The organism is Microbacterium sp. Be9 (genome assembly GCF_011754135.1).
GTDB classification, from domain to species: Bacteria; Actinomycetota; Actinomycetes; order Actinomycetales; family Microbacteriaceae; genus Microbacterium; species Microbacterium maritypicum_A.
Window position 1 is genome coordinate 95,999 of sequence record NZ_WNWT01000008.1, and the last position, 19,860, is coordinate 115,858.

At 62.8% G+C, this 19,860-nt stretch carries 18 protein-coding genes; 13 read left to right on the forward strand and 5 right to left on the reverse strand.

The window, feature by feature from the left end; genetic code table 11:
• Nucleotides 1-772 precede the first annotated feature (772 nt).
• From GLO27_RS19655 to dgoD, 13 genes are all read left to right on the forward strand, one after another.
• Complete coding sequence (locus GLO27_RS19655) at nt 773-1,081, forward strand: transposase (RefSeq protein ID WP_208323994.1); 309 nt, start codon at nt 773-775, stop codon at nt 1,079-1,081.
• Nucleotides 1,082-1,125: 44 nt separating this feature from the next.
• On the forward strand, nt 1,126-1,407 hold the full coding sequence (locus GLO27_RS19660; RefSeq protein ID WP_208323995.1) for a hypothetical protein: 282 nt from the start codon (nt 1,126-1,128) through the stop codon (nt 1,405-1,407).
• Nucleotides 1,408-1,815: 408 nt separating this feature from the next.
• Nucleotides 1,816-3,087: a sugar ABC transporter substrate-binding protein gene (locus GLO27_RS19365; protein ID WP_167256590.1), complete on the forward strand. Its 1,272-nt coding sequence runs from the start codon at nt 1,816-1,818 to the stop codon at nt 3,085-3,087.
• A gap of 61 nt (nt 3,088-3,148) precedes the next feature.
• A complete protein-coding gene (locus GLO27_RS19370) occupies nt 3,149-4,090 on the forward strand; it encodes a sugar ABC transporter permease (RefSeq protein WP_167256592.1) in 942 nt (313 codons plus the stop codon).
• A gap of 7 nt (nt 4,091-4,097) precedes the next feature.
• Nucleotides 4,098-4,982, forward strand: a complete 885-nt coding sequence (locus GLO27_RS19375) for a carbohydrate ABC transporter permease (RefSeq protein WP_167256594.1) — start codon at nt 4,098-4,100, stop codon at nt 4,980-4,982.
• A 57-nt stretch (nt 4,983-5,039) separates the two neighbouring features.
• Entirely contained in the window at nt 5,040-7,433 is a 2,394-nt protein-coding gene (locus tag GLO27_RS19380; RefSeq protein ID WP_167256596.1) for a glycoside hydrolase family 2 TIM barrel-domain containing protein, read from the forward strand.
• Nucleotides 7,434-7,461: 28 nt separating this feature from the next.
• Nucleotides 7,462-8,418 carry an aldo/keto reductase gene (locus tag GLO27_RS19385; RefSeq protein ID WP_347878417.1) on the forward strand — a complete coding sequence of 319 codons (957 nt, stop codon included), beginning with the start codon at nt 7,462-7,464 and terminating at the stop codon, nt 8,416-8,418.
• A complete protein-coding gene (locus tag GLO27_RS19390) occupies nt 8,418-9,743 on the forward strand; it encodes an L-fuconate dehydratase (RefSeq protein ID WP_167256600.1) in 1,326 nt (441 codons plus the stop codon). The genes GLO27_RS19385 and GLO27_RS19390 overlap by 1 nt, the downstream gene beginning before the upstream one ends.
• Nucleotides 9,734-10,636 carry an amidohydrolase family protein gene (locus GLO27_RS19395; protein WP_167256602.1) on the forward strand — a complete coding sequence of 301 codons (903 nt, stop codon included), beginning with the start codon at nt 9,734-9,736 and terminating at the stop codon, nt 10,634-10,636. Before GLO27_RS19390 ends, GLO27_RS19395 begins: the two co-directional genes overlap by 10 nt.
• Nucleotides 10,637-10,658: 22 nt before the next feature.
• Entirely contained in the window at nt 10,659-10,985 is a 327-nt protein-coding gene (locus GLO27_RS20195; protein WP_347878418.1) for an L-rhamnose mutarotase, read from the forward strand.
• 310 nt (nt 10,986-11,295) lie between these two features.
• Nucleotides 11,296-11,514 carry a hypothetical protein gene (locus GLO27_RS19405; RefSeq protein WP_243844960.1) on the forward strand — a complete coding sequence of 73 codons (219 nt, stop codon included), beginning with the start codon at nt 11,296-11,298 and terminating at the stop codon, nt 11,512-11,514.
• A complete protein-coding gene (locus GLO27_RS19410) occupies nt 11,511-12,146 on the forward strand; it encodes a bifunctional 4-hydroxy-2-oxoglutarate aldolase/2-dehydro-3-deoxy-phosphogluconate aldolase (protein ID WP_081811623.1) in 636 nt (211 codons plus the stop codon). Before GLO27_RS19405 ends, GLO27_RS19410 begins: the two co-directional genes overlap by 4 nt.
• A gap of 4 nt (nt 12,147-12,150) precedes the next feature.
• Nucleotides 12,151-13,284, forward strand: coding sequence for a galactonate dehydratase (gene dgoD, locus GLO27_RS19415; RefSeq protein WP_025104817.1), 1,134 nt, complete (start codon nt 12,151-12,153; stop codon nt 13,282-13,284).
• Nucleotides 13,285-13,344: 60 nt separating this feature from the next.
• Here the strand turns inward: dgoD and GLO27_RS19420 are convergent, their stop codons facing one another.
• The 5 genes from GLO27_RS19420 to GLO27_RS19440 all read right to left on the reverse strand — a co-directional run bounded on the left by GLO27_RS19420 (nt 13,345) and on the right by GLO27_RS19440 (nt 19,858).
• The gene (locus tag GLO27_RS19420; protein ID WP_025104818.1) at nt 13,345-16,275 is read right to left on the reverse strand and encodes an Ig-like domain-containing protein; all 2,931 of its coding nucleotides are present in this window, start codon (nt 16,273-16,275) and stop codon (nt 13,345-13,347) included.
• 182 nt (nt 16,276-16,457) lie between these two features.
• Nucleotides 16,458-17,414 carry a sugar kinase gene (locus GLO27_RS19425; RefSeq protein WP_167256606.1) on the reverse strand — a complete coding sequence of 319 codons (957 nt, stop codon included), beginning with the start codon at nt 17,412-17,414 and terminating at the stop codon, nt 16,458-16,460.
• Nucleotides 17,404-18,042, reverse strand: coding sequence for a bifunctional 4-hydroxy-2-oxoglutarate aldolase/2-dehydro-3-deoxy-phosphogluconate aldolase (gene eda / locus GLO27_RS19430; RefSeq protein ID WP_025104820.1), 639 nt, complete (start codon nt 18,040-18,042; stop codon nt 17,404-17,406). The genes GLO27_RS19425 and eda overlap by 11 nt, the downstream gene beginning before the upstream one ends.
• The gene (kduD, locus tag GLO27_RS19435; RefSeq protein WP_029989756.1) at nt 18,039-18,815 is read right to left on the reverse strand and encodes a 2-dehydro-3-deoxy-D-gluconate 5-dehydrogenase KduD; all 777 of its coding nucleotides are present in this window, start codon (nt 18,813-18,815) and stop codon (nt 18,039-18,041) included. Before kduD ends, eda begins: the two co-directional genes overlap by 4 nt.
• On the reverse strand, nt 18,812-19,858 hold the full coding sequence (locus GLO27_RS19440) for an alcohol dehydrogenase catalytic domain-containing protein (protein WP_243844962.1): 1,047 nt from the start codon (nt 19,856-19,858) through the stop codon (nt 18,812-18,814). The genes kduD and GLO27_RS19440 overlap by 4 nt, the downstream gene beginning before the upstream one ends.
• Nucleotides 19,859-19,860: the final 2 nt, after the last annotated feature.

Consider the following 19,860-nt stretch of genomic DNA (forward strand, 5'->3'; position numbering starts at 1 on the left):
ACCCTGATCTGCGTGCGGCTCCACCCAGGACAAAGGAAGATTCACCTCGACCTCCATAACAGTGCGTATGTGGGGGCGATCTGCAGCGACTTCGACGCAGTGGCATGCGCCAATACGCTCGTCGGCGCAGCGGTGGACTCGATCGTCTTGTTCGCGAAGGACATGCACGGATACTTCTACTACTCTCGGATCTCGGTCCGGTACATCCCGGCTCGGCGCCGGGCGAGACCTCCCTGGCGAACAGATTGATGCATGCCGTGCTCGAGGCATTCGAACCTACGTTCACTACTGCACGACGTGGGACAACCATCTTGCGGAAAACCACCCCGAGTGGCTGTACACCACAAAGGATCGTCGCTCCTACCTGCCGCGGTCTGACGAAACGCCGGCGTGGACCGCGTTGTGTCTTGGAAACGAAGGATTCGTGACGTTGATGCTGGACCACTCGAGGGAGATCCTCGAGCGCTATCGTCCGGATGGCATCTGGTATTACATGCCGATGACCAACCTAGACGGTGAATTTACTTAGCGCGGTGTGCCTCGCGCTCTCCACGAGGGTGGTAGCGATCCGTTCGACATCGAATCGCAGCGAGACCGAGCGCAAGAGCTGGTCAGCCGCTGGCTGGCGCAGTCGCACGCGCTTGCTCGTGAGATCGTTCCGGAGTGTGTAGTCGAGCAAAGCAACCACAATCGTTTAGGGCTCGGGACTGCTGCACGAATAGGTGACATCTGATCGGGCTTGCCCGGGAGGGCGGCCTGGAAGGATGTTGCTGTGCCCAAGCCCTACCGGAGCGAGTTCCGTGACGACGTCGTGCGCGTCGCGAGGAACCGCGAGCCCGGCGCGCCCATCGAGCCGATCGCGAAAGACTTCGGTGTCCACCCGATGGCGCTGCAGAAATGGCTGCGCCGCGCCGACGTCGACGAGGGCGCGAAGCCCGGCCAGACCCGGACCGAGGCTACCGAGATCCGTGAGCTGCGGAAGCGGATCCGGCTGCTGGAGCAGGAGAACGAGGTGCTCCGGCGGGCGGCGGCGTATCCGTCGCAGGCGAACCTGCCGGGAGAAGGCTCTACCCGCTCGTAACGGAGCTCGCCGAAGCAGGGATCCCTGTGACGGTGACGTGTCGGGTGCTCAAGCTCTCCCGCCAGCCCTACTACCGCTGGCTGGCGACCACCATCACGCCGGGTGAGGTGGTGGAGGCGTATCGTGCGAACGCGCTGTTCGACGCGCACCGGGACGACCCTGAGTTCGGACATCGCCTGCTCGCCGACGAAGCCCGCGATGCCGGTGAGACGATGTCGGATCGCGTCCAGCAACGGCTGGTTCAGCGCGTTCGGGAAACCCAAGCGCGGCAAGCACCGCCGGCCCGGTCCTCCGGTGCACGACGATCTTTGCGCGGTCGTCGATGAGCACGGCCGGAAACGGCACGTGTTCGCCGCCGAGACTGCGAACGAGCTGTGGTTGACGGACATCACGGAGCATAGAACCGCCGAGGGCAAGCTCTACTATTACGACACCGTGATCGCGCGAGACGACGTCAGCTTTTCTCTTCGGGGCGCCGCTGCGCACCGACTTGTTCTGGATGCGACCTGGCGATCGTATCCGGATCGATCTACCAAAGATCGAGACGCACGAGATCCTCGCTATCGAGGACTGAACCCACATAGATCATACGAAAATCCCTGAAAACTAGTGGGCAATCGTTCGTTCCTCGCCTGCAACTAGACAATTCAGCTGATGAATATGTACGGTGGTGTTCAACACCACATCATCCGCGCGGTCCCTAGCCTCGCTCCACCGTAGGGACGGGCCCATCCGTGACTGCCAACCTCAAGGAAGAGCGTATTTTGAGAAAAACCGGTTTTGCAATAACCATTCTTGCGATTTCATCGCTTGGACTTGCCGCATGTTCGGGAAGCGGGAGCGAAGACGTCAGCAACTCGGCCGACGGCAGCGTCGACTGGTTTACGACTGCGGGGTCTGAGCAGGAGAAAGCGGTATGGAATCACATCGCTGACATCGCCCATGAAGAGAATCCTGACATCACCGTCAACCTGACGACGGCAGCGTGGCCCGACTACTGGACCAAGCTACCCACCGTGATCCGGGGGAACGAGGCACCGTGTGTTGCCTTCTTCCAGATGGCTCGTCTTGCTCCGTTCGCCGACAGCCTCACACCAATCACCGATGAGATGTTGCAGAAGGCGGGCGTCGACCTGTCCGACTTCGAACCCAGCATCCTGGACGCGATGAAGGTCGATGACACGCTGTACGCGCTGCCGTATGACCTCGGACCATACATCATGTACTACAACAAGGACCTCTTGAAGGAACACGGTGTGGCCGAGCCGGAAGACGGCTGGACGGTGGAGGACTTTGTTAAGGCGGGCAAAGCCGTCACCGGTGACGGAACGTGGGGTTTCTCGGTTTCGCAAAACCCCGAGCGTTTCAACGCCTGGTTGCCCACCTTGACGGGGGGACTGCTGGTCAACGAGGAGTACCAACTCGAAGCTGCCACACCTGCGGTGGAAGACGCACTCAGCTGGTACGCGGGGTTGGTTTCAGAAGACAAGATCGCGTCGCCAGTCAGCTCCTCCACGCAGGATCTAGAGCAGCAGGCCTTCCTTGCGGGTAACGCGGCGATGTATGTAGACGGACCGTGGGCCATGGTGAACCTGAAAGAGAACGCCAACTTCGATCTCGGCACCGTGACCATGCCCGTCGGACCCGCAGGCGGAGGTACTGTCGTCGGCGGATCGGGCTTCGCAATTCCGAAGACATGCAGCAACCCCGATGCGGCGATGAAAGCGCTCGCGTCGATCACCGGTCCCGACGCGCTCAATCACCTCGCTGAGGAGGGGCGTGCGTTCCCCGCGCGCACCGCGGAGCAGAACGCGTGGTATGAGAACGCCGTCCCTGGTGCCGAGAAGACGATGGAAGACTCTCTCACCGTCGCCACCGGCTATCGGGCTACCCCCACGTGGGTACAGGACGCGATCCTCTGGCAGCAGGGGATCGTCGGTGTGCTCAATGGTGACTCGACGGCGGAAAAGTTCCTCATGGACTTCCAGAGCAGAGTCGCCGGCTAGTTACCGTTTGGGGGCCGGTGAGTCGGCCCCCCAGAACGACGCGTCCGAGAAGGAAGAACACATGACACTCCTCGATACTAATCCGAGAGGCACGCGGCTAAACGTGCCGCGCCCCCACCATGCAACTCGGCGAAAGCGGGGTGATGGACTTGCCGCAACCGGCTTTCTCGCGCCGATGCTGGGAGGTTTCGGCATCTTCACACTGTTGCCGATCGTGGCCGCGCTGGCGCTGGCGTTCATGGCGTGGCCGCTGCTGGGCAGCCCGGAATTCGTCGGGCTCGACAACTTCATCCGCCTTTTCTCGAACGATCCGGGCTTCGTGCAAGCCCTTCGCAACACCCTGGTGTTCGTTCTTGTCTTGACGCCGCTCAATCTCGCGCTGTCACTGGGACTCGCAACGTGGATCTCGCCGAAAATGAAGTTCGGCAATGGGTTCCGTGTTCTGTTCTTCATCCCCGTTGTGACACCGATGGTAGCGAATGCTGCGGTGTGGCAGCTCATGCTCATTCCGAACGGGCTGATCGACTCTATCTGGCGCGAGCAATTCGGCGTAGCCGCGCCGAATTTCTTGGGCGACCCGCAGTGGGCAATGGCATCCGTGATCATCATGTCCCTTTGGCAGGGATTCGGCTACAACCTCATGATCTTCACAAGTGCGCTTAACGGAGTCCCGGAGAGTCTTTTGGAGGCTGCGGCCCTGGACGGAGCAGGAAAAGCTCGGATCTTCTTCAGCGTCCGAGTGCCGCAGATCTCGCCGGCGATTTTCTTCGCGACGACGATGACGTTGATCGGATCCTTCCAGGTCTTCGCTCAGCCCTACGTCCTCACAGGAGGCGGGCCGAACAACGCGACGACAACGCTAGCGATGAAGATGTACGACGAAGGATTTCAGTTCCAAGATCTCGGATACGCCTCTGCGATCGGAATGGTGTTGTTCGCGCTGATCCTGGTCGTGAGCGGAATTGTCTTCGCCTTCCAGAAGAAGCTGGTGCACTATGAATGAGACAACGATGGCAACGCGCGCTCTCGTCGCGCCGGGAACGCGCGGGAGCAGCGAGTATGCGCCCGGGAGCAAGAAGAAGTGGCCGGCGGTCCTCTCACGGGTCCTCCTCGTCGTGGTCGCCATCGTCTTCGCCTTTCCGCTCGTGTGGATGGTGGCAACGTCGCTGAAGCCCGCGTCGGACGTTTTCGCCTCGCCGCCGCAGTTAATCGGTTCAGAAGTGAAGTTCTCGAACTACGCCGATGTCTGGACCTATGTGCCGTTCGGGCAGTTCATGCTGAACGGCCTCCTGGTGTCACTCCTGGGGACGATGCTAGTCGTGCTGGTGTCGCTTTTGGCGGCTTACGCGTTCTCGCGTCTGCGGTTCCGGGGTCGAGACAAGCTGTTCTTCGTGTTCCTCGCGACGTTGATGGTGCCCGGGGAGGTCGTGGTGGTGCCGATGTTTCTGTTCATGCAGCAGTTCGGCTGGGTGAACTCTTACCAGGCGCTAATCGTGCCGTGGGCGTTCGGGGCCTTCGGAACGTTCCTCCTTCGACAGGCGCTCCTGTCCGTGCCGACCGAGCTCGAGGACGCGGCGAAGATCGACGGCGCGAATCACCTTCGTATTCTGTTCCAGATCATGGCGCCCATCGTGAAGCCCACGTTGGCAGTTCTGGTCGCTTTCACCTTCATTAACTATTGGAACAGCTTCCTGTGGCCATTGATCATCGTGAACGGTCCCGACAAGGCAACCGTCCCACTGGGGCTGAACTACTTCCTCGGGCAGGGCGGCGCTCAATGGCAGCTCATTATGGCGGCCTCGGCTATTTCGATGCTCCCAACAGCCGCCCTCGCGATCGGTCTTCAGAAGTTCCTCGTGCGTGGAATCTCGATGACCGGCATCGGCGGCAGGTAGATCGCGTCGCGCGATCTTTGAAAAGACGACAGGTTGTGAAGCACAGTGAGAAGTGAGATGAACCTTGCCGAGTGGCGCTTTCGGAGGGGCGACCCGTCCGGGGCTGCCATGCCCGCGTTCGACGATGGTGAGTGGCGGGCTGTAACGGTCCCGCACGACTGGAGCGTGGAGGCGCCGTTCGATTCCGAGCTAGAAGGCGCCACGGGCTACCTGCCAGGCGGCATCGGGTGGTATCGGACGACGTTCTCGGCGCCCGATACCACGGTTGCGCAGCTGGTGTTCGACGGCGTATACAACAACGCGACGGTCTACCTCAATGGCGAGCGAGTGGCCGAGCATCCCTACGGGTACTCACCTTTTGTCGTCGAAGTCGGCGGCCGGCTTCACCCGCACGGCAACGTCCTTGCTGTCCGGGTCGACCATTCCCACTATGCCGACAGCCGCTGGTACACCGGATCGGGAATCTATCGGCCCGTGAAGCTCGTGGGAGGCGGTGCGATCCACATCCCGGTGTGGGGCACGTTCGTCTCCACGCCGGAGGTCTCGGCCGACATCGCGATCGTGCAGGTCGAGACCGAGATAGTCGGCGTCGCCAGCGGCGCGCTCGTTAAGACCGATGTCTTCGACGGTGAGGGGGCCCATGTTGCCACGTCAACGACGTCCGCGACTTCGCAAACGGTGCAGACGCTGACGGTTCGGCGTCCGTACCGGTGGTCGCCGTCCACGCCGCACGTGTACCGCGCGGTGAGCACCGTGTCCTTCAACGGCGAAGTCGTCGACGAAGTGACCACGTCCTTCGGCATCCGTTCACTTCGTTTCGACCCAGACGAGGGTTTCTTCCTCAACGATGAGCGCATGCTCATCAAGGGGGTCTGTCTCCATCACGATGCCGGATGCGTGGGGGCGGCGGTGCCTCGCGATGTCTGGCGGCGTCGCCTTGCCGCGCTGCGCGATGCCGGTGCGAATGCCGTGCGCATCTCTCACAATCCGGGCGCGGAGGAGTTCCTCGACCTGTGCGACGAGATGGGTTTTCTTGTTCAGGAGGAGTTCTTCGACGAGTGGGACAACCCGAAAGACAAGCGTAAGAACGGCAACGAGCAGAGCGTTGATACCATCACCCGCGGGTACGTCGAGCACTTCCAGGAGTGGGGCGAACGCGATCTGAAGACCGTGATCCGGGCACACCGCAACCATCCGTCGATCTTCCAATGGAGCATCGGCAACGAGATCGAGTGGACGTACCCGCGGAACGTCGAGGCGACCGGGTTCTTCGATGCGGACTGGACCGGGAACTACTTCTGGGAGCAACCGCCGCACTCTCGTGCGCAAATCCAGGACATGCTCACCACGCTTCCGCGCGGCGATCACGACATCGCCGAGACCGCACGCACGCTAGCTGCGTGGACGAGAGAATTGGACACCACGCGTCCCGTCGTTGCGAACTGCATCCTGCCCTCCGCCAGCTACGAAGCGGGGTTTGCTGAGGCCCTCGATGTGATCGGCTTCAGCTACCGGCGCGTCATGTACGACTATGGTCACGAACACTTTCCCAACCTCCCCCTCATGGGCACCGAGAATCTACCGCAGTGGCACGAATGGAAGGCCGTTATTGAGCGAGACTTCGTCGCCGGCACCTTCCTGTGGACAGGCATCGACTACCTGGGTGAGTCCGACGGTCAGTGGCCGATCACGACCACTCGATCCGGGCTGCTTGATCGTGCCGGTTTCCGCAAGACAGCGTTCCACATGATGAAGACGCTGTGGAGCAACGAACCGCACCTGCATCTCACGGCGCAGACGTTAAAGCGCTCGCCATATGTGCATGACCCGACAACAGGGTTCATCGGGGAATCGGACGCCGATGCATGGCAGCGGAAGTTGTGGTTCTGGCATGACGTCACCACTCACTGGAATCATTCCGACGGCGAGATGATGGCCGTCGAGGTGTATTCGAACTGTCCCACGGTCGAGCTGTTCCTCAACGATGTGTCGTTGGGAGCAAAGCACCTGTCGGACTTCGATGACCGCATCTACAAGTGGGCTGTGCCCTTCAAGGCGGGGACGCTGGAGGCGCGCAGCCGAGAAGCCAGCGACGTGTTGGTCACGGCAGGCACAGCGACGGCAATCGACGTGGTCGTTGACGGGTGCCACGTGATCAGTCAGTTGGTCGATACGGCCGGACGCGCTGTGCGCCACGAAGAGCGAGAGTTCGTCTTCGCGGCATCGGGTGCGCGGATTCTGGGCGTCGACAACGGCGCGCCCGATAGTACGCAGGACTTTGCAGCAGATCGTGTGACGACATCGCAGGGACGTGCCCTTATGATTATCGCCGGTGCTGGCGGCGTGACGGTCTCAGGCAACGGCCTGTCGGGCATGAGCGTCGCCGTCGACGGGAACGAACGCGTTGGCAGAGCGGATACGGTCCGGACGGTGATTCATGCGAGCGCGTAGAACTATCGGGTCAGTCGCCCTCACCGAGATGGGCCTAGGCACATCCACATTCGGAAACCTGTACCGACAGACAACGGATGATCAAGTGGAGGGCGCATTCGCATCGTCATGGGCTGGTGGCATCCGCTACTTCGACACCGCCCCGCACTACGGACTCGGACTGTCCGAGCAACGACTAGGCACTTTGTTGCGACAACACCCACGCGACGAGGTGATCGTCTCGTCGAAGGTCGGACGCATTCTGGAACCGAGCCCCGACACCGCGGATCGTGCCGATGCCCAAGGTTTCGCCGTTCCGGCGGCGACGGTGCGACGTTTCGACTTCAGCCGCGACGGGATTTTGCGCTCGATCGAGGAATCGCTGCTGCGCACCGGGTTGGATCGCTTCGACGTGCTGTATCTGCACGATCCCGAGGACCACTGGGAACAGGCGGCTACTTCGGGAATAAGCACGCTCATCGAACTGCGCGATCAGGGCGTCGTCAGTGCGGTCGGAGCCGGGATGAACTACGCGGCGCCGTTAGCGGAGCTGATCCGACGTGCGGACGTCGATCTCGTGATGATTGCAGGGCAGATGACGCTTCTCGAGCACGCGGCATTCGGCGATCTGCTCCCGTTGGCACTCGACCGAGGCGTGGGAATCGTCGCCGCTGGGGTGTACAACTCCGGAATCCTCGGTCGTGATCGTCCCGTCCCTGATGCGAAGTTCAACTATGCGGATGCGCCGACCGAAACCATCGTGCGGGCTGATCTTCTGGCGACGATATGCGAAGCCCACGGAGTGAGTCTGCCGGTGGCCGCCATCGCCTATCCGCTCCTTCATCCCGCCGTGGCGTCGGTGGTGTTGGGAGCCCGCGACTCAGCACAGGCGGTCGGCAACCTGGCGCGATACCGAACTCCGGTGCCCGACGCGCTGTGGAGCGAACTTCAAGACGCGGGGCTGATCCCCGAGATTTCGACCGACCCCTCCGAGAGGACGCCCTGATGACGACGATCACCGCCGTTACCGCGCACGATGTGCGCTTTCCGACTTCACTGAGCATGGATGGCTCAGATGCGATGAATAAGGACGGCGATTACTCTGCCGCCTACGTCGTTATTCACACCGATGATCCAGCGCTAAAAGGGTACGGGTTCACTTTCACGATCGGACGGGGAAATGACCTGTGCGTCGAAGCGGCGCGTCAGCGCGGAATTCCTCTCATCGGCAAGGATGTCGAGTTAGCGGTCGCAGACCTGGGCGGAACCTACCGCGAGTTGCAATCGGATTCCCAGTTGCGGTGGCTCGGACCGGAGAAGGGCGTCGTGCATCTCGCCCTGGCCGCTGTGATGAACGCCATGTGGGACCTTGCGGCTCGACAGGCAGGGAAACCCCTGTGGCGACTCCTATGCGACATGACGCCCGAGCAGCTCGTCGACGCGGCCGATATGCGGTATCTGTCGGACGCCCTGAGCCGGAGCGAGGCCATCGTCCTCCTCAGTGAGCTCGCGCCTACCCGCGGAGAGCGGATCACCGAACTCGAAGCGTCTGGGTACCCCTGCTACACCACCAGTGCGGGCTGGCTCGGCTACAGCGACGAGAAGCTGCGCCGCCTGCTCTCTGAAGCTGTGGCCGATGGCTACCGTCATCTCAAGCTCAAGGTAGGCGCGAACCTCGACGACGACATCCGTCGGTGCAGCATTGCACGCGAAGTGATCGGCTGGGATGCCACCCTCATGATCGATGCCAACCAAGTATGGGATGTGCCGGAGGCCATCGATTGGGTGAGAGCGCTCTCTGATTTCAAACCGCTGTGGATCGAGGAGCCAACCAGCCCCGACGACGTCCTTGGTCATGCCGCGGTGCGCCGGGCGGTCGCACCGATTGGCGTCGCCTCTGGCGAGCACGGTATGAACCGCGTGCTCTTCAAGCAGATGTTCCAAGCGGAGGCGATCGATTTCTGTCAGCTCGACTCGGCAAGGCTGGGGAGCGTGAACGAGATCCTCTCAGTGTATTTCATGGCCAAGAAGTTCGGAGTTCCGGTGTGCCCGCACGCGGGCGGCGTCGGCCTCTGCGAATTGGTGCAGCACCTTTCGATCTTCGATTACGTCGCCGTTTCCGGCAGCCTCGAGGGACGGGTCACCGAGTTCGTGGATCACCTGCATGAGCATTTCGTCGATCCGTGCGTGGTCCGCAATGGTGCATATGTGTTGCCGTCCCAGCCTGGGTACAGTGCCGAGATGTTCGATTCGACATTGCAAGAATTCAGCTTCCCTGCCGGGAGCTATTGGGTCGAAACGAGTGGCAGTAGTCAACCGTCATGGGTGTGATCAGTCCTGTCATCGACTCACACCAACACGTCTGGGACCTCGAACGCGCTCACTACGACTGGTTGGGGCCGGATTTCGGGCCGATTGATCGCACAGTCACCTTCGATGAACTGGCTCCATCATTGGTGCGTACCGGCGTGCATGCGACAGTGCTGGTCGAGTCAGCGGACAATATCGAAGACACGCAGGTGATGTTCGACACCGCGGCAAGGCATCGCACAGTTGCGGCGATCGTGGCATACGTTCCACTTGACGACCCCGATGAAGTTGCGCGCCAACTGTCGCAGCTCACGTCGAGTTCGCTCACGGTCGGGGTGCGAAACCTTATTCACAACCGTGCTGATCCTGACTGGCTCCTCCGTCCTGAGGTCGACGCCGGGTTGGCTCTCGTCGAAGAGGCCGGCCTCGCCCTCGATGTTGTCTCCGTTTTGCCCCGGCATCTGGAGTTGATCCCGATTCTGTCGGAACGGCATCCGCGCCTTCGGATGGTCATCGATCACCTCTCGAAGCCCCCGATCGGCCTCGAGCCGGACCATCCCTGGTGGGGCCTTCTCGCTGACGCCGCAAAGAATCCTTCAGTGCATGCGAAGGTGAGCGGGCTCTACGGTGCGACACCAAACGAGGGATCTTGGACCGTAGATCAAGTGCGGCCCTACTTCGCGCACGCTCTGCAATTGTTCGGCCCGAAAAGGTTGATGTACGGCAGTGATTGGCCGATTTCGATCACCGCGGGTGGGTATGACCGGGTATGGGACGGACTCAACTCACTCTTCTCAGACCTCGATGCGGCGGACCGCGACGAAATCATGGGGGCCACCTGTGCGCGCTTCTACCAGATTGATCCCGACAGGATTCGTGTGGCCGTCGACACGTCTTTGTCTGCGCACCGCTGACCAGCTTGGAAGGATCGAACCCGTGGTTCACCGCATAGCGTCTGTAATCGGACTCCCGCCAGAAAATGCAGAAGCCTACGAACGGCTGCATGCAAACGTCTGGCCGGGAGTGCTTGCACGACTGCGAGCCAGTAAAATCACCAACTATTCGATATACCGACACGGTGATGTGCTGTTCTCGTACATGGAGTACACCGGCGAAGATCTTGAGGCTGATCTGGCCGCCATCGCCGCTGACTCGGCGACGAAGGAATGGTGGGCCGTCTGTGAACCTCTCCAGAGGCCCCTCAATGATCGAGTGGAGGGGGAGTGGTGGAAAACGATCCCTGAAGTCTTCCACCTTGACTGACTCACCAACTGCCGAGAGGCCAGGGCCTCCCTAGAGATAACCGGGGGAAAACCATTCCCAATAACAAACAAGCGGTTGGCGGCCTCATATGCGTACTCGAGAACGGTGACCGAGGCCCGAATCGACTGAACCTTTCGCTCGCTTCAAGCATTCGCCGATTCGCCCATCGGGGCGCTGGCTCGTGTCTCGTCCTGAGCGGGATCTACTAGAAAGCCCTCATCGTGACGACGAAGAACGCAGTCCGTAGAAGCAATGTCGCCGCAAATGTGTTGCTCGCGTCCGCTTCGCTAGTGGTGTTAGCGCCGGTCGCATGGATGGGGTCGACCGCATGAACCCTCCAGAAGAACTGTTCTCCAGCGAAGACAAGAAGACCGTGCCCGTGGGCATCGGCCAGTTGATCGGCCAGTACCGAATCGAGTGGAACGATCTGATGGCAGCATCCCTTTATGCGCTGGTGCCCCTCACATTGATCTTCATCTTCTTGCAGAAGCGAATCGTGAGTGGCATGACGGCGGGAGCAGTGAAGTGACCGGGATAACGGCCGAGCGTGCCGACCAACTGTTCGATGATTGGTTCGCGCGATCGCGGGTCATGTCCATCCTGCGCGGCTATGACTCCGAGACCACGGTGTCTCTTGCGTCTCGAGCGTGGGACGTAGGTTTCGCACTCGTCGAGGTCCCTCTGTCGAGCGAGGCCGCGACGGTGACGCTCGCTCGAACCGTGGAGGCGGGCCGTGCCCGTGGGCGGGTGGTCGGTGCGGGCACGGTGACGGACGCGCATGCCGTCGACCTCGCGAGAGAGGTCGGAGCCGCGTTCACTGTGGCGCCAGGGTGGGATCCAGAAGTCGCCGAAGCAAGCCTCAGCGCGGGAATGCCGCACCTTCCGGGCGTGATGACGCCGTCAGATGTCACCGCTGCGCGTGCTGCGGGACACCGTTGGCTCAAACTCTTCCCCGCAAGCGTGCTCGGCCCATCGATGGTTCGCGCGATGCTCGGCCCGTTCCCGGACCTGCGCTTCGTGGCAACGGGCGGGGTGGACGCTGACAACGCGAGTGCATTCCTTGAAGCGGGAGCGTCAGCGGTGTCGCTGAGTGGTGCCACGCAAACCATATCCGCAGATCATGTGCGCGCTCTCTCCGGGCAGCCTCGAACGCGAAAGTAGGACCATGAAGATCACGCGAGTACGAATCTTCCACGTTCGGCCGCGATGGACATTCGTCGCCGTCGATACCGATTGCGGGATCACGGGCTATGGCGAGCCAGTGGTCGAGGGCCAGGCCCTCGTCGTCGCCGAAGCGGTCCGCCACTTTGCCGACTACCTCATCGGCAAAGATCCGCGAATGATCGAACACCATTGGCAGGTCATGTATCGGGGCGGCTTCTATCGCGGCGGCGCCATCGGGGTCAGCGCGATAAGCGGGCTCGAGCACGCTCTGTGGGACATCAAAGGGAAGTTCTACAACGCCCCCGTGTATGAACTCCTGGGCGGGCGGGTTCGCGACCGGATCAGGATGTACGGTCACGGCCGTGGCGAGACGGATGCGGACTTTGCACAGGCGGCCCTCCGCGCGCAGGCCCAGGGTCTCACGGCCATCAAGATCGGGATCGACGGGCCGGCCCGCGCGCTCGAAAACCAAGACTACGTCGAACGCCAGGTTCGCCGGCTGGCGGCGGTTCGTTCGGCGGTCGGCGCGGACTTCGACATCGCGATCGACATGCACGGCCGCACGTCGCCCGCCACGGCGAAGCAGCTCATTTCAGGGTTCGAGCGGTTCCACCCGCTGTGGGTAGAGGAGCCGTGCCTTCCTGAGAATGTCGATGCGCTCTGTGACATCGCAGCGACGACAAACGTTCCCATCGCGGCGGGCGAGCGAAGATTCACCAAGTGGGAGTTTCGCGAGCTCATCGACCGCCGCGCGATCTCGGTGGCACAACCAGACCTGTGCCACGCGGGAGGGATCTTCGAGTCTCGGAAGATCGCAGCGATGGCGGAGGCGCAGTACATCAGCGTCGCGCCCCACAATCCGCTCGGACCGATCTCGCTCGCCGCATGCGTGCAGCTTGACGCGTGCACTCCGAACTTCGTGATCCAGGAGCATCCGTCGATGGATGATGGCAGCGATCTCGGCCACGGGCTGCTCGTCGAGCCTTTCGAGATCATCAACGGCTCCGTTGAACTCCCGACGGCGCCCGGGCTAGGCGTCCAACCCGACGAGGATCTGTTTGCGGAGCGCGCTTACCCAGGCGAATGGCGGACCCCGGTCTTCGTCCACGACGACGGATCACACGGCGACTGGTAACTCGCGCAAAACGAGGAGGAGGGCGTCCCGAGTACGGAACGCCCTCCTCTTCTTGGTGCGCTAGTTCAGCGTGAAAGCGATGCTGAACTCGTTGCCCGCGCGGTCGAACACGATCATCGTGTTCTGTCCGCTGCGAGCGCCGAGCACTCCGGGTGTGACGAAGTTGACGTCTGACCAGGCGTTGTCGGACAAGTCCTTCGTCTGACCGTTGATCTCCACTTTGTCGACCTTGCCGGCGTCGTGGAGCTTGAAGCTGACCATGTCGTAGGAGTCCCCGTTTGCGACAGTGAACTTCGTGCCGTCTTTGATCGTTGCCGTCGGCGGCGTCGCGTCGATGACGAAGTCGACGGTGCTCGTCTTCGAGACGTTCCCCGCTGAATCGTGCGCGTTGTACTTCAGCGTGTACGTGCCGTCGGACAGTGACACGTCGGCGATGTGCGAAGCGCTTATCGCGCCATCCGCGGCTGTCTGGGTGCTCTTGATCAGCGTCGACCCCTGGTAGATGTTGGCAATGATCTTCTTGAGCCCGCGGTCGTCGGTCGCATCCACCTGGATGGACGCCGAACGAGACGGTGTGAGCGAGTTGGGTCGCACCAGGGTGACCGCCGGCTTGGTGACGTCAGGAGTGGGTAGGTCGAGGTCTCCGAAACGTCGCTCATAGAGCTCGCCATTCAGTTGCCGAGCGGCGTCGACCATCTCCGGATACGGGCGGTCGGTCACCGACACGAAGCCCACGTTGTAGTTCTCACCGTCGATCTGTCGACCGCTGATCGGCGAGTCCACGTACTGGAACCAGTGGCCGCCGACCATGTACGGGCTGTCGATCAGGCGCTCCATGTACTCGCGATACATGAGTCCGCGCTCGGCTTGGGATCCTGCAGAGATCAGGCCCGGGTGCGGGTTGCCGCTCGTTGTCGCACCCATATGGAATTCACCGATCAGGCTGGGCTTGTCGAGGTCGGCGAGGAAGGCCCACTCTTGCGGGTGAAGACCCTCGCGATACTCGTTGTAGGTCATGACGTCGACGTACTCGGCTGCTGCCTCGAGCACCTCCGGTGTTCGACCCCAGCTGGCGAAGCGCGGCCCCATGTAGAGGGCGTCGGGGAGCACTCGCTCGAGCTCGTCGTGGACGACCTCGAAGTACTTGCTCGCATACACCTTCATCAGCCATGCGTAGTCGGCGGTTCTCGCGGCCTCGTCGTTTCCCTGGTCGAAGGACCCTGCGTCGAACTCCTCCCATGACGCCACCGATGTCGACCACGCGGTGTTCAGGGCATCGATCGTCCCGTACTTCTCCTTCAGAAGGCGACTGAACTCAGCCTTGGTGGGCGTGTCGGAGGCATCCCGGCCGAGCGTGTCGATCGCGATTCCGTAGCGCGTGGCGAAGCTGCCCCCGTTGCCCCAGCTGCGCTCGTTGTCCATGAACACTCCGACCAGCCATGGGTTGTCCTCTCCGGTCTCCGCCGCGACGGCCTCGGCTGTCGCGCGCGCCGCCTGTTGGAAGTCCGAGTCGAACGGGTCGGGAAGCGGGCCCCAATAGTCCTGTCCGGTGCTGACCGTCTTGTAGTCGCCGATGATCCAGCCGTGCGCGAACACCGGCAGGGTGGCATTGTCGTACAGCTCTGGGTCGGCCCAGTTGCCGAACGAGGTGAATCCCCAGCTGCGCATTCTCTCCACGGTGTTGTCTTGCCACAGGTCCACGACCTCGCTCGTGTTCTTCGCGCTCGGATACTTGAGAGCCAGGTTGTTTCTATAGAAGTGGAAAGTCTCTCCCTGCTCCATCGGTCCGGCGAAGGTCTGCGGGTTGTAGCCGTAGTGCTCAGCGCCCTTCTTGTTCAGTTTCGGGAGCTTCTCGAACAGGTCCGCGCGGATGTCGTTCGTCTGCTCTCGAGTCTTCACGACCGGGCCTTCGAGGCGGTTGAGATCCTCGGGGGTCGCCGCTGTGCGCCCGCCGACGTACTCTGTTTCGAAGTCGGGCAGCAGCTCGTGATCGTAGTCGTAGCCGGTCATCGTCTGTCCGTCGAACAGGCGGGCATTGTCGATTCCGGTCGAGAAGTAGAGGTAGCCTTCGGGGTCCACGAGGGTCCACTCGCCGTTGGGGAGCTTCTCGGTGCGGAAGTGCCCCGTGGCTTCCAGGCGTGGGCCGTCGGCCCAGCCGCCGTATGTCGAGCGATCACTGAGTTCGGGATGTGCCGCGAGGTCGGCCTGTTCCTGCTTGCGTTGCTTCTTGATGTCGCCCGCAGATGAGATCTTGCCGTCGTACTCCATCTTCGCGTTCTGCCCGAACTTGTCGACCAGCCCGGTGAGGTAAGCCGGGTCCGCCGGCGCGTCGCGCACGATCGCGATGTCGTCGATGATGACTTCACGGTCGTGCTGGAGGCCCACGACGTAGAAGATGACCTGTTGGACCTCTGCGGGGTCCAGCTTCTTCGTTCCCCACATCCAGACGGCTTGTTGAACCTCCTTGTCAGCGAGCCACGATGGATCGGCGCGAAGACCCGAGTCACGGTCGTTGGCGGGACTGTCGATGTCGACGTAGTAGGTGCCGCTGGAACCCGCCGCGACGTTGATCGCGCGGGTCGCGACGCCAGTAGAGGAGAACACGTCCACGAGGAACTGCACTGAGCGATCGCCGGGATTGGTCAGTTCGACGGAGAGACCGACTGACTCCGATCCCGACAGGTCCAATCCGCCGGGGTGCCGAACATGGAACGACGAGTAGTACTGCGACTCAGCATTGAAGTGGACCTTCCACTTCTGATCACCGTCAACTGTCACGGCCTCGCTGGACGCGTTGTACGCACCTACCTCGACGGGGTCAGGGAGCGACCCGTCGAAGTCGTACAGCACGGTCTGATCGCCGAGATTCGGCGAATCCTCAGCATGGGCTGCGGGTATCGCCGCAGTCGACAACGCCAGGGCGACTGTCATGGTGGCGGCAACCGCGGTGCGTGGCCGACGCCGCGTGGGTGGAGTGGAGGAAAGGGTCATCCCGAGACCTTTCTGCATCAGCGCGCGACGAGCAGGCGATCCGAGAGGCACTCGCATCGACGTCGACGCACTGAGCGGGGCTTCTCATCGATGAGTCGCCGCTTCGCCCTGACAACATTAAACCGGTTTTCTTAACGCTTCACAAGGAAAAGTCCCTGACGAGGCGTCTTTCGCGGCGCTGATCAGCGAGCGACGGGATCTGTCCGGGTGAGAGATGCCACGTCCTCGCGTGTCGGGAGAGACTCCCAGTCGCCGGCCGCGGTGCAGGCGCACGCTCCTGCGGATGCGCCCATGCGCAGACATGACTCGGGACTCGCCGCACGCACCCGCTCCGCGAGGTAGCCGGCGACGAATGCGTCGCCCGCGCCCACGGTGTCGATGACGTCCACCGGCACCGCGTCGACGTGGAACGCGTTCCCGTCGATGTGAGCGTCAGCTCCCTCCGCGCCACGCTTGATGATGACCTCCGACGGACCGAGCGCGGCGAGGCCGTGTGCGAGAAGAAGCGCGCTCGTCTCTGATGTGTCGAGCACCAGGGCAGCCTCTTCGACGCCGGCGAAGACGATGTCGCTCGACGCGATCAGCTCGCGATAAACAGGTCGCGCGAGACCGGCATCCCAGAGACGAGAACGATGATTCACGTCGAAGGAGACGCGCACACCCGCTGCTCGCGCACGTCGGATTGCGGCGAAGATCGCCTCCTTGGCGTCGCCTGACAGTGCCGGCGTGATGCCGGTCACGTGCAGAACGCGCGCATTCTCGATGATTCCCGCAGGGATGTCTCCGGGGGTAAGGCGACTGCCGGCGCTGCCGGATCGGTAGTACGAGACGGACGTCTGCGTGGACGAGCGGCGCTCCTTCACCATGAGCCCGGTCGGAGCATGAGCGTCGATGATCTCCACGACGTCGACGGACTCTGCCCGAAGCGTCCGCAGGATGCGCTCGCCGAAGGCGTCGGCGCCAACCCTGCCGAGCCACGCTGCAGCCACTCCCAGACGGGCCAGTCCGATTGCCGTATTCGACTCGGCCCCGCCGATGCTCACGCCGACCGCGTGGGCCAGGTCGAGACGCCCGGGGTGTAAAGAGTGCAGCAGACCCATCGTTTCGCCGATCGTGATGACCTCGAGATCACGCTCCATCGCCGACCACCGCCTCTGCGGCGGCGCGGCTGAGGTGCTCGATGCGCCTCCAGTCTCGGGCCTCGACCGCATCCGGCGGAACCATCCAACTGCCACTGACCGCGAAGACCGCCTCGTGCCTCATGTAGTGGGGCGCATTCTCTGCGGTTACACCCCCACTGGGCATGAACGAGATCTCGGGGAAGGGCGCGGAGAGCGCCCGGATGGCGTCGAGCCCGCCGAGTGGCCCTGCCGGAAACAGCTTCACGTGGGTGAGCCCGAGCGCGATCGCTTCGAGCAGATCGCTTCCCGTGGCGATGCCGGGAATCACAGGAAGCGCCGCGCTCTGGGCGGCTTCGACGATCTCGCGGGACAGGCCGGGAGCAACGAGGAATCGGGCACCCGCTTCCGCCACCGCAGTCACGTCCGCGGCATTGCGCACCGTGCCGGCGCCGACGACGACATCGGTCCGGTCGCGCAACGCCGCGATCGCCTTCAGACCCTCTGGCGTTCGCAGCGTGATCTCGATGATCGAGATTCCGCCTGCGGTGAGAGCATCAGCGAGTGCCGTCGCGTGGGTGGCGTCCGTGAGTGTGACGACCGGAACGATCGGCGACGAGGGCAGGAGAGCGTGCATGGGGATGCTCATCGGCCGAGCCATCCCCCGTCCACGGGTAGGGTGATCCCTGACACGTAGTCGGCGGCCGAAGAGGCGAGGAACACGGCGGCACCCTTGAGGTCTTCGGGACGGCCCCACCGACCGGCCGGGATTCGCTCCAGGATGCTGCGCGAGCGATTCGGGTCGTCCTGGAGCGCCTGCGTGTTGTCGGTGGCGATGTACCCGGGAGCGATCGCATTGACGGTGACTCCCTTTGCCGTCCATTCATTGGCCAGGGCTCGGGTGAGGCCCGCGATGGCGGACTTGGATGCCGTGTAACCGGGAACGGTGATTCCTCCCTGGAAGCTGAGAAGGCTCGCGGTGAAGATCACCTTGCCCCGCCCGCGCTCGAGCATGTGCCGTCCGATCTCCTGCGTGAGCACGAACTGGCTGGAGAGGTTCACCTGCAGCACGTGGTCCCAGTCTTCGAGCGAGTGGTCGGCGGCGGGTGCCCGTCTGATCGTGCCCGCGTTGTTCACAAGGATGTCGACGGGGCCCGTCGTGGTCACTTCTCGAGCGAAGTCGATCACGGCAGCTCTGTCAGAGAAGTCGACGGCGTGTGACGTAAAGGTCCGGCCGGTTGCTTCGACCGCGCAACGTGCGGGACTGTCGCCGGGCGCCAATGTCGCCGATACGCCGATGATGTCGGCACCCGCCTCGGCCAGGCCCTCAGCGATGGCCAGCCCGATGCCACGCGCTGCGCCGGTGACGACGGCCCGCTTGCCTGTCAGGTCGAACGCGCCCAGGTGGTTGAACACCGTCATGCCGCGCCTCCCGTCTGGACATCGACGAGAATCTTCATGGCTCCGCCCGACTGCAGCTGATCGAAGGCCGCCTGGGTCTGGTCGAGAGGAAGAACGCCCGTGATCATGGTCTCGTGAGGGATGGATCCCTCCGTGAGCAGATCGACGGCGCGCTCGAAGTCCCGGCGCTGGTAGACGCGCGCGCCGAGGATCCTCAGCTCGCGCCAGAAGACGCGCTGGAGGTCCAGCGGCCGAGGTTCGGGGTGGATCGCGACCACGACGATGGTTCCACGCACCTTCGCGAGGGAGGTCGCCCCGAGCACGGCGGCCGGTGCGCCGGACACCTCGAACACGACGTCGGCACCCGCGCCCTCCGTCCACGCTTCCACCGTCGCCTGCTGATCCTCGGCTCGGGGATCGATGACATCGAATCCCAGTTCTCGCGCAACCTGTGACCGCGCGGCATCCAACTCGATGATGCGGACGTGCGCTCCTTCGACGCGCGCGACCGAGGCGATGAGGAGGCCGATGGGGCCTCCTCCGATGACGACCACTTTGTCGCCGGCCGCCACCTCGCCGCGCCGCACATCATGGACGGCGACCGCGACAGGCTCGGCAAGTGCCGCAATCCGCAGGTCGAGGTCGTCGGGCAGTCGCACGAGAGTCGCCGCCGGAACATTCCACCGGCCTTGAAGGGCGCCGGGGGAGTCGATCCCGATGAAGTCGAGGTTCTGGCAGATGTGCTGATTGCCTGCTCGGCACGCGGGGCACGTACCATCCCAGGCGAGGGGCATCACGGTGATGCGGTCGCCCACTTTCCAGTCCGTGACGTCGGGCCCCACCTCAGCGATCGAGCCGCTCATCTCGTGGCCGATGACGGCCGGCATCGTCACGCGTGCATCCATGTGGCCGTGAAGGATATGAAGGTCGGTGCCGCACAGTCCGACGTAGGCCACTTCCACCTGTACTTCCCCCGCAGCGGGCGGCGAGGTAGGAGCATCCATGATCGTCATCTGCGCGTTTCCCGTATAGGCGGCGGCGGTCACAGTGGCTGTTCCGTTCATCG

Coding starts and splice junctions, on each gene's coding strand:
- GLO27_RS19395 (WP_167256602.1), top strand. CDS start 9,734: ATGGGTGTGATCAGTCCTGTCATCGACTCACACCAACACGTCTGGGAC.
- GLO27_RS19440 (WP_243844962.1), bottom strand. CDS start 19,858: ATGAACGGAACAGCCACTGTGACCGCCGCCGCCTATACGGGAAACGCG.
- GLO27_RS19405 (WP_243844960.1), top strand. CDS start 11,296: ATGGATGGGGTCGACCGCATGAACCCTCCAGAAGAACTGTTCTCCAGC.
- GLO27_RS19380 (WP_167256596.1), top strand. CDS start 5,040: ATGAACCTTGCCGAGTGGCGCTTTCGGAGGGGCGACCCGTCCGGGGCT.
- dgoD (WP_025104817.1), top strand. CDS start 12,151: ATGAAGATCACGCGAGTACGAATCTTCCACGTTCGGCCGCGATGGACA.
- GLO27_RS19425 (WP_167256606.1), bottom strand. CDS start 17,414: ATGGAGCGTGATCTCGAGGTCATCACGATCGGCGAAACGATGGGTCTG.
- eda (WP_025104820.1), bottom strand. CDS start 18,042: ATGAGCATCCCCATGCACGCTCTCCTGCCCTCGTCGCCGATCGTTCCG.
- GLO27_RS19370 (WP_167256592.1), top strand. CDS start 3,149: ATGACACTCCTCGATACTAATCCGAGAGGCACGCGGCTAAACGTGCCG.
- GLO27_RS19385 (WP_347878417.1), top strand. CDS start 7,462: ATGGGCCTAGGCACATCCACATTCGGAAACCTGTACCGACAGACAACG.
- GLO27_RS19390 (WP_167256600.1), top strand. CDS start 8,418: ATGACGACGATCACCGCCGTTACCGCGCACGATGTGCGCTTTCCGACT.
- kduD (WP_029989756.1), bottom strand. CDS start 18,815: ATGACGGTGTTCAACCACCTGGGCGCGTTCGACCTGACAGGCAAGCGG.
- GLO27_RS19375 (WP_167256594.1), top strand. CDS start 4,098: ATGGCAACGCGCGCTCTCGTCGCGCCGGGAACGCGCGGGAGCAGCGAG.
- GLO27_RS19420 (WP_025104818.1), bottom strand. CDS start 16,275: ATGACCCTTTCCTCCACTCCACCCACGCGGCGTCGGCCACGCACCGCG.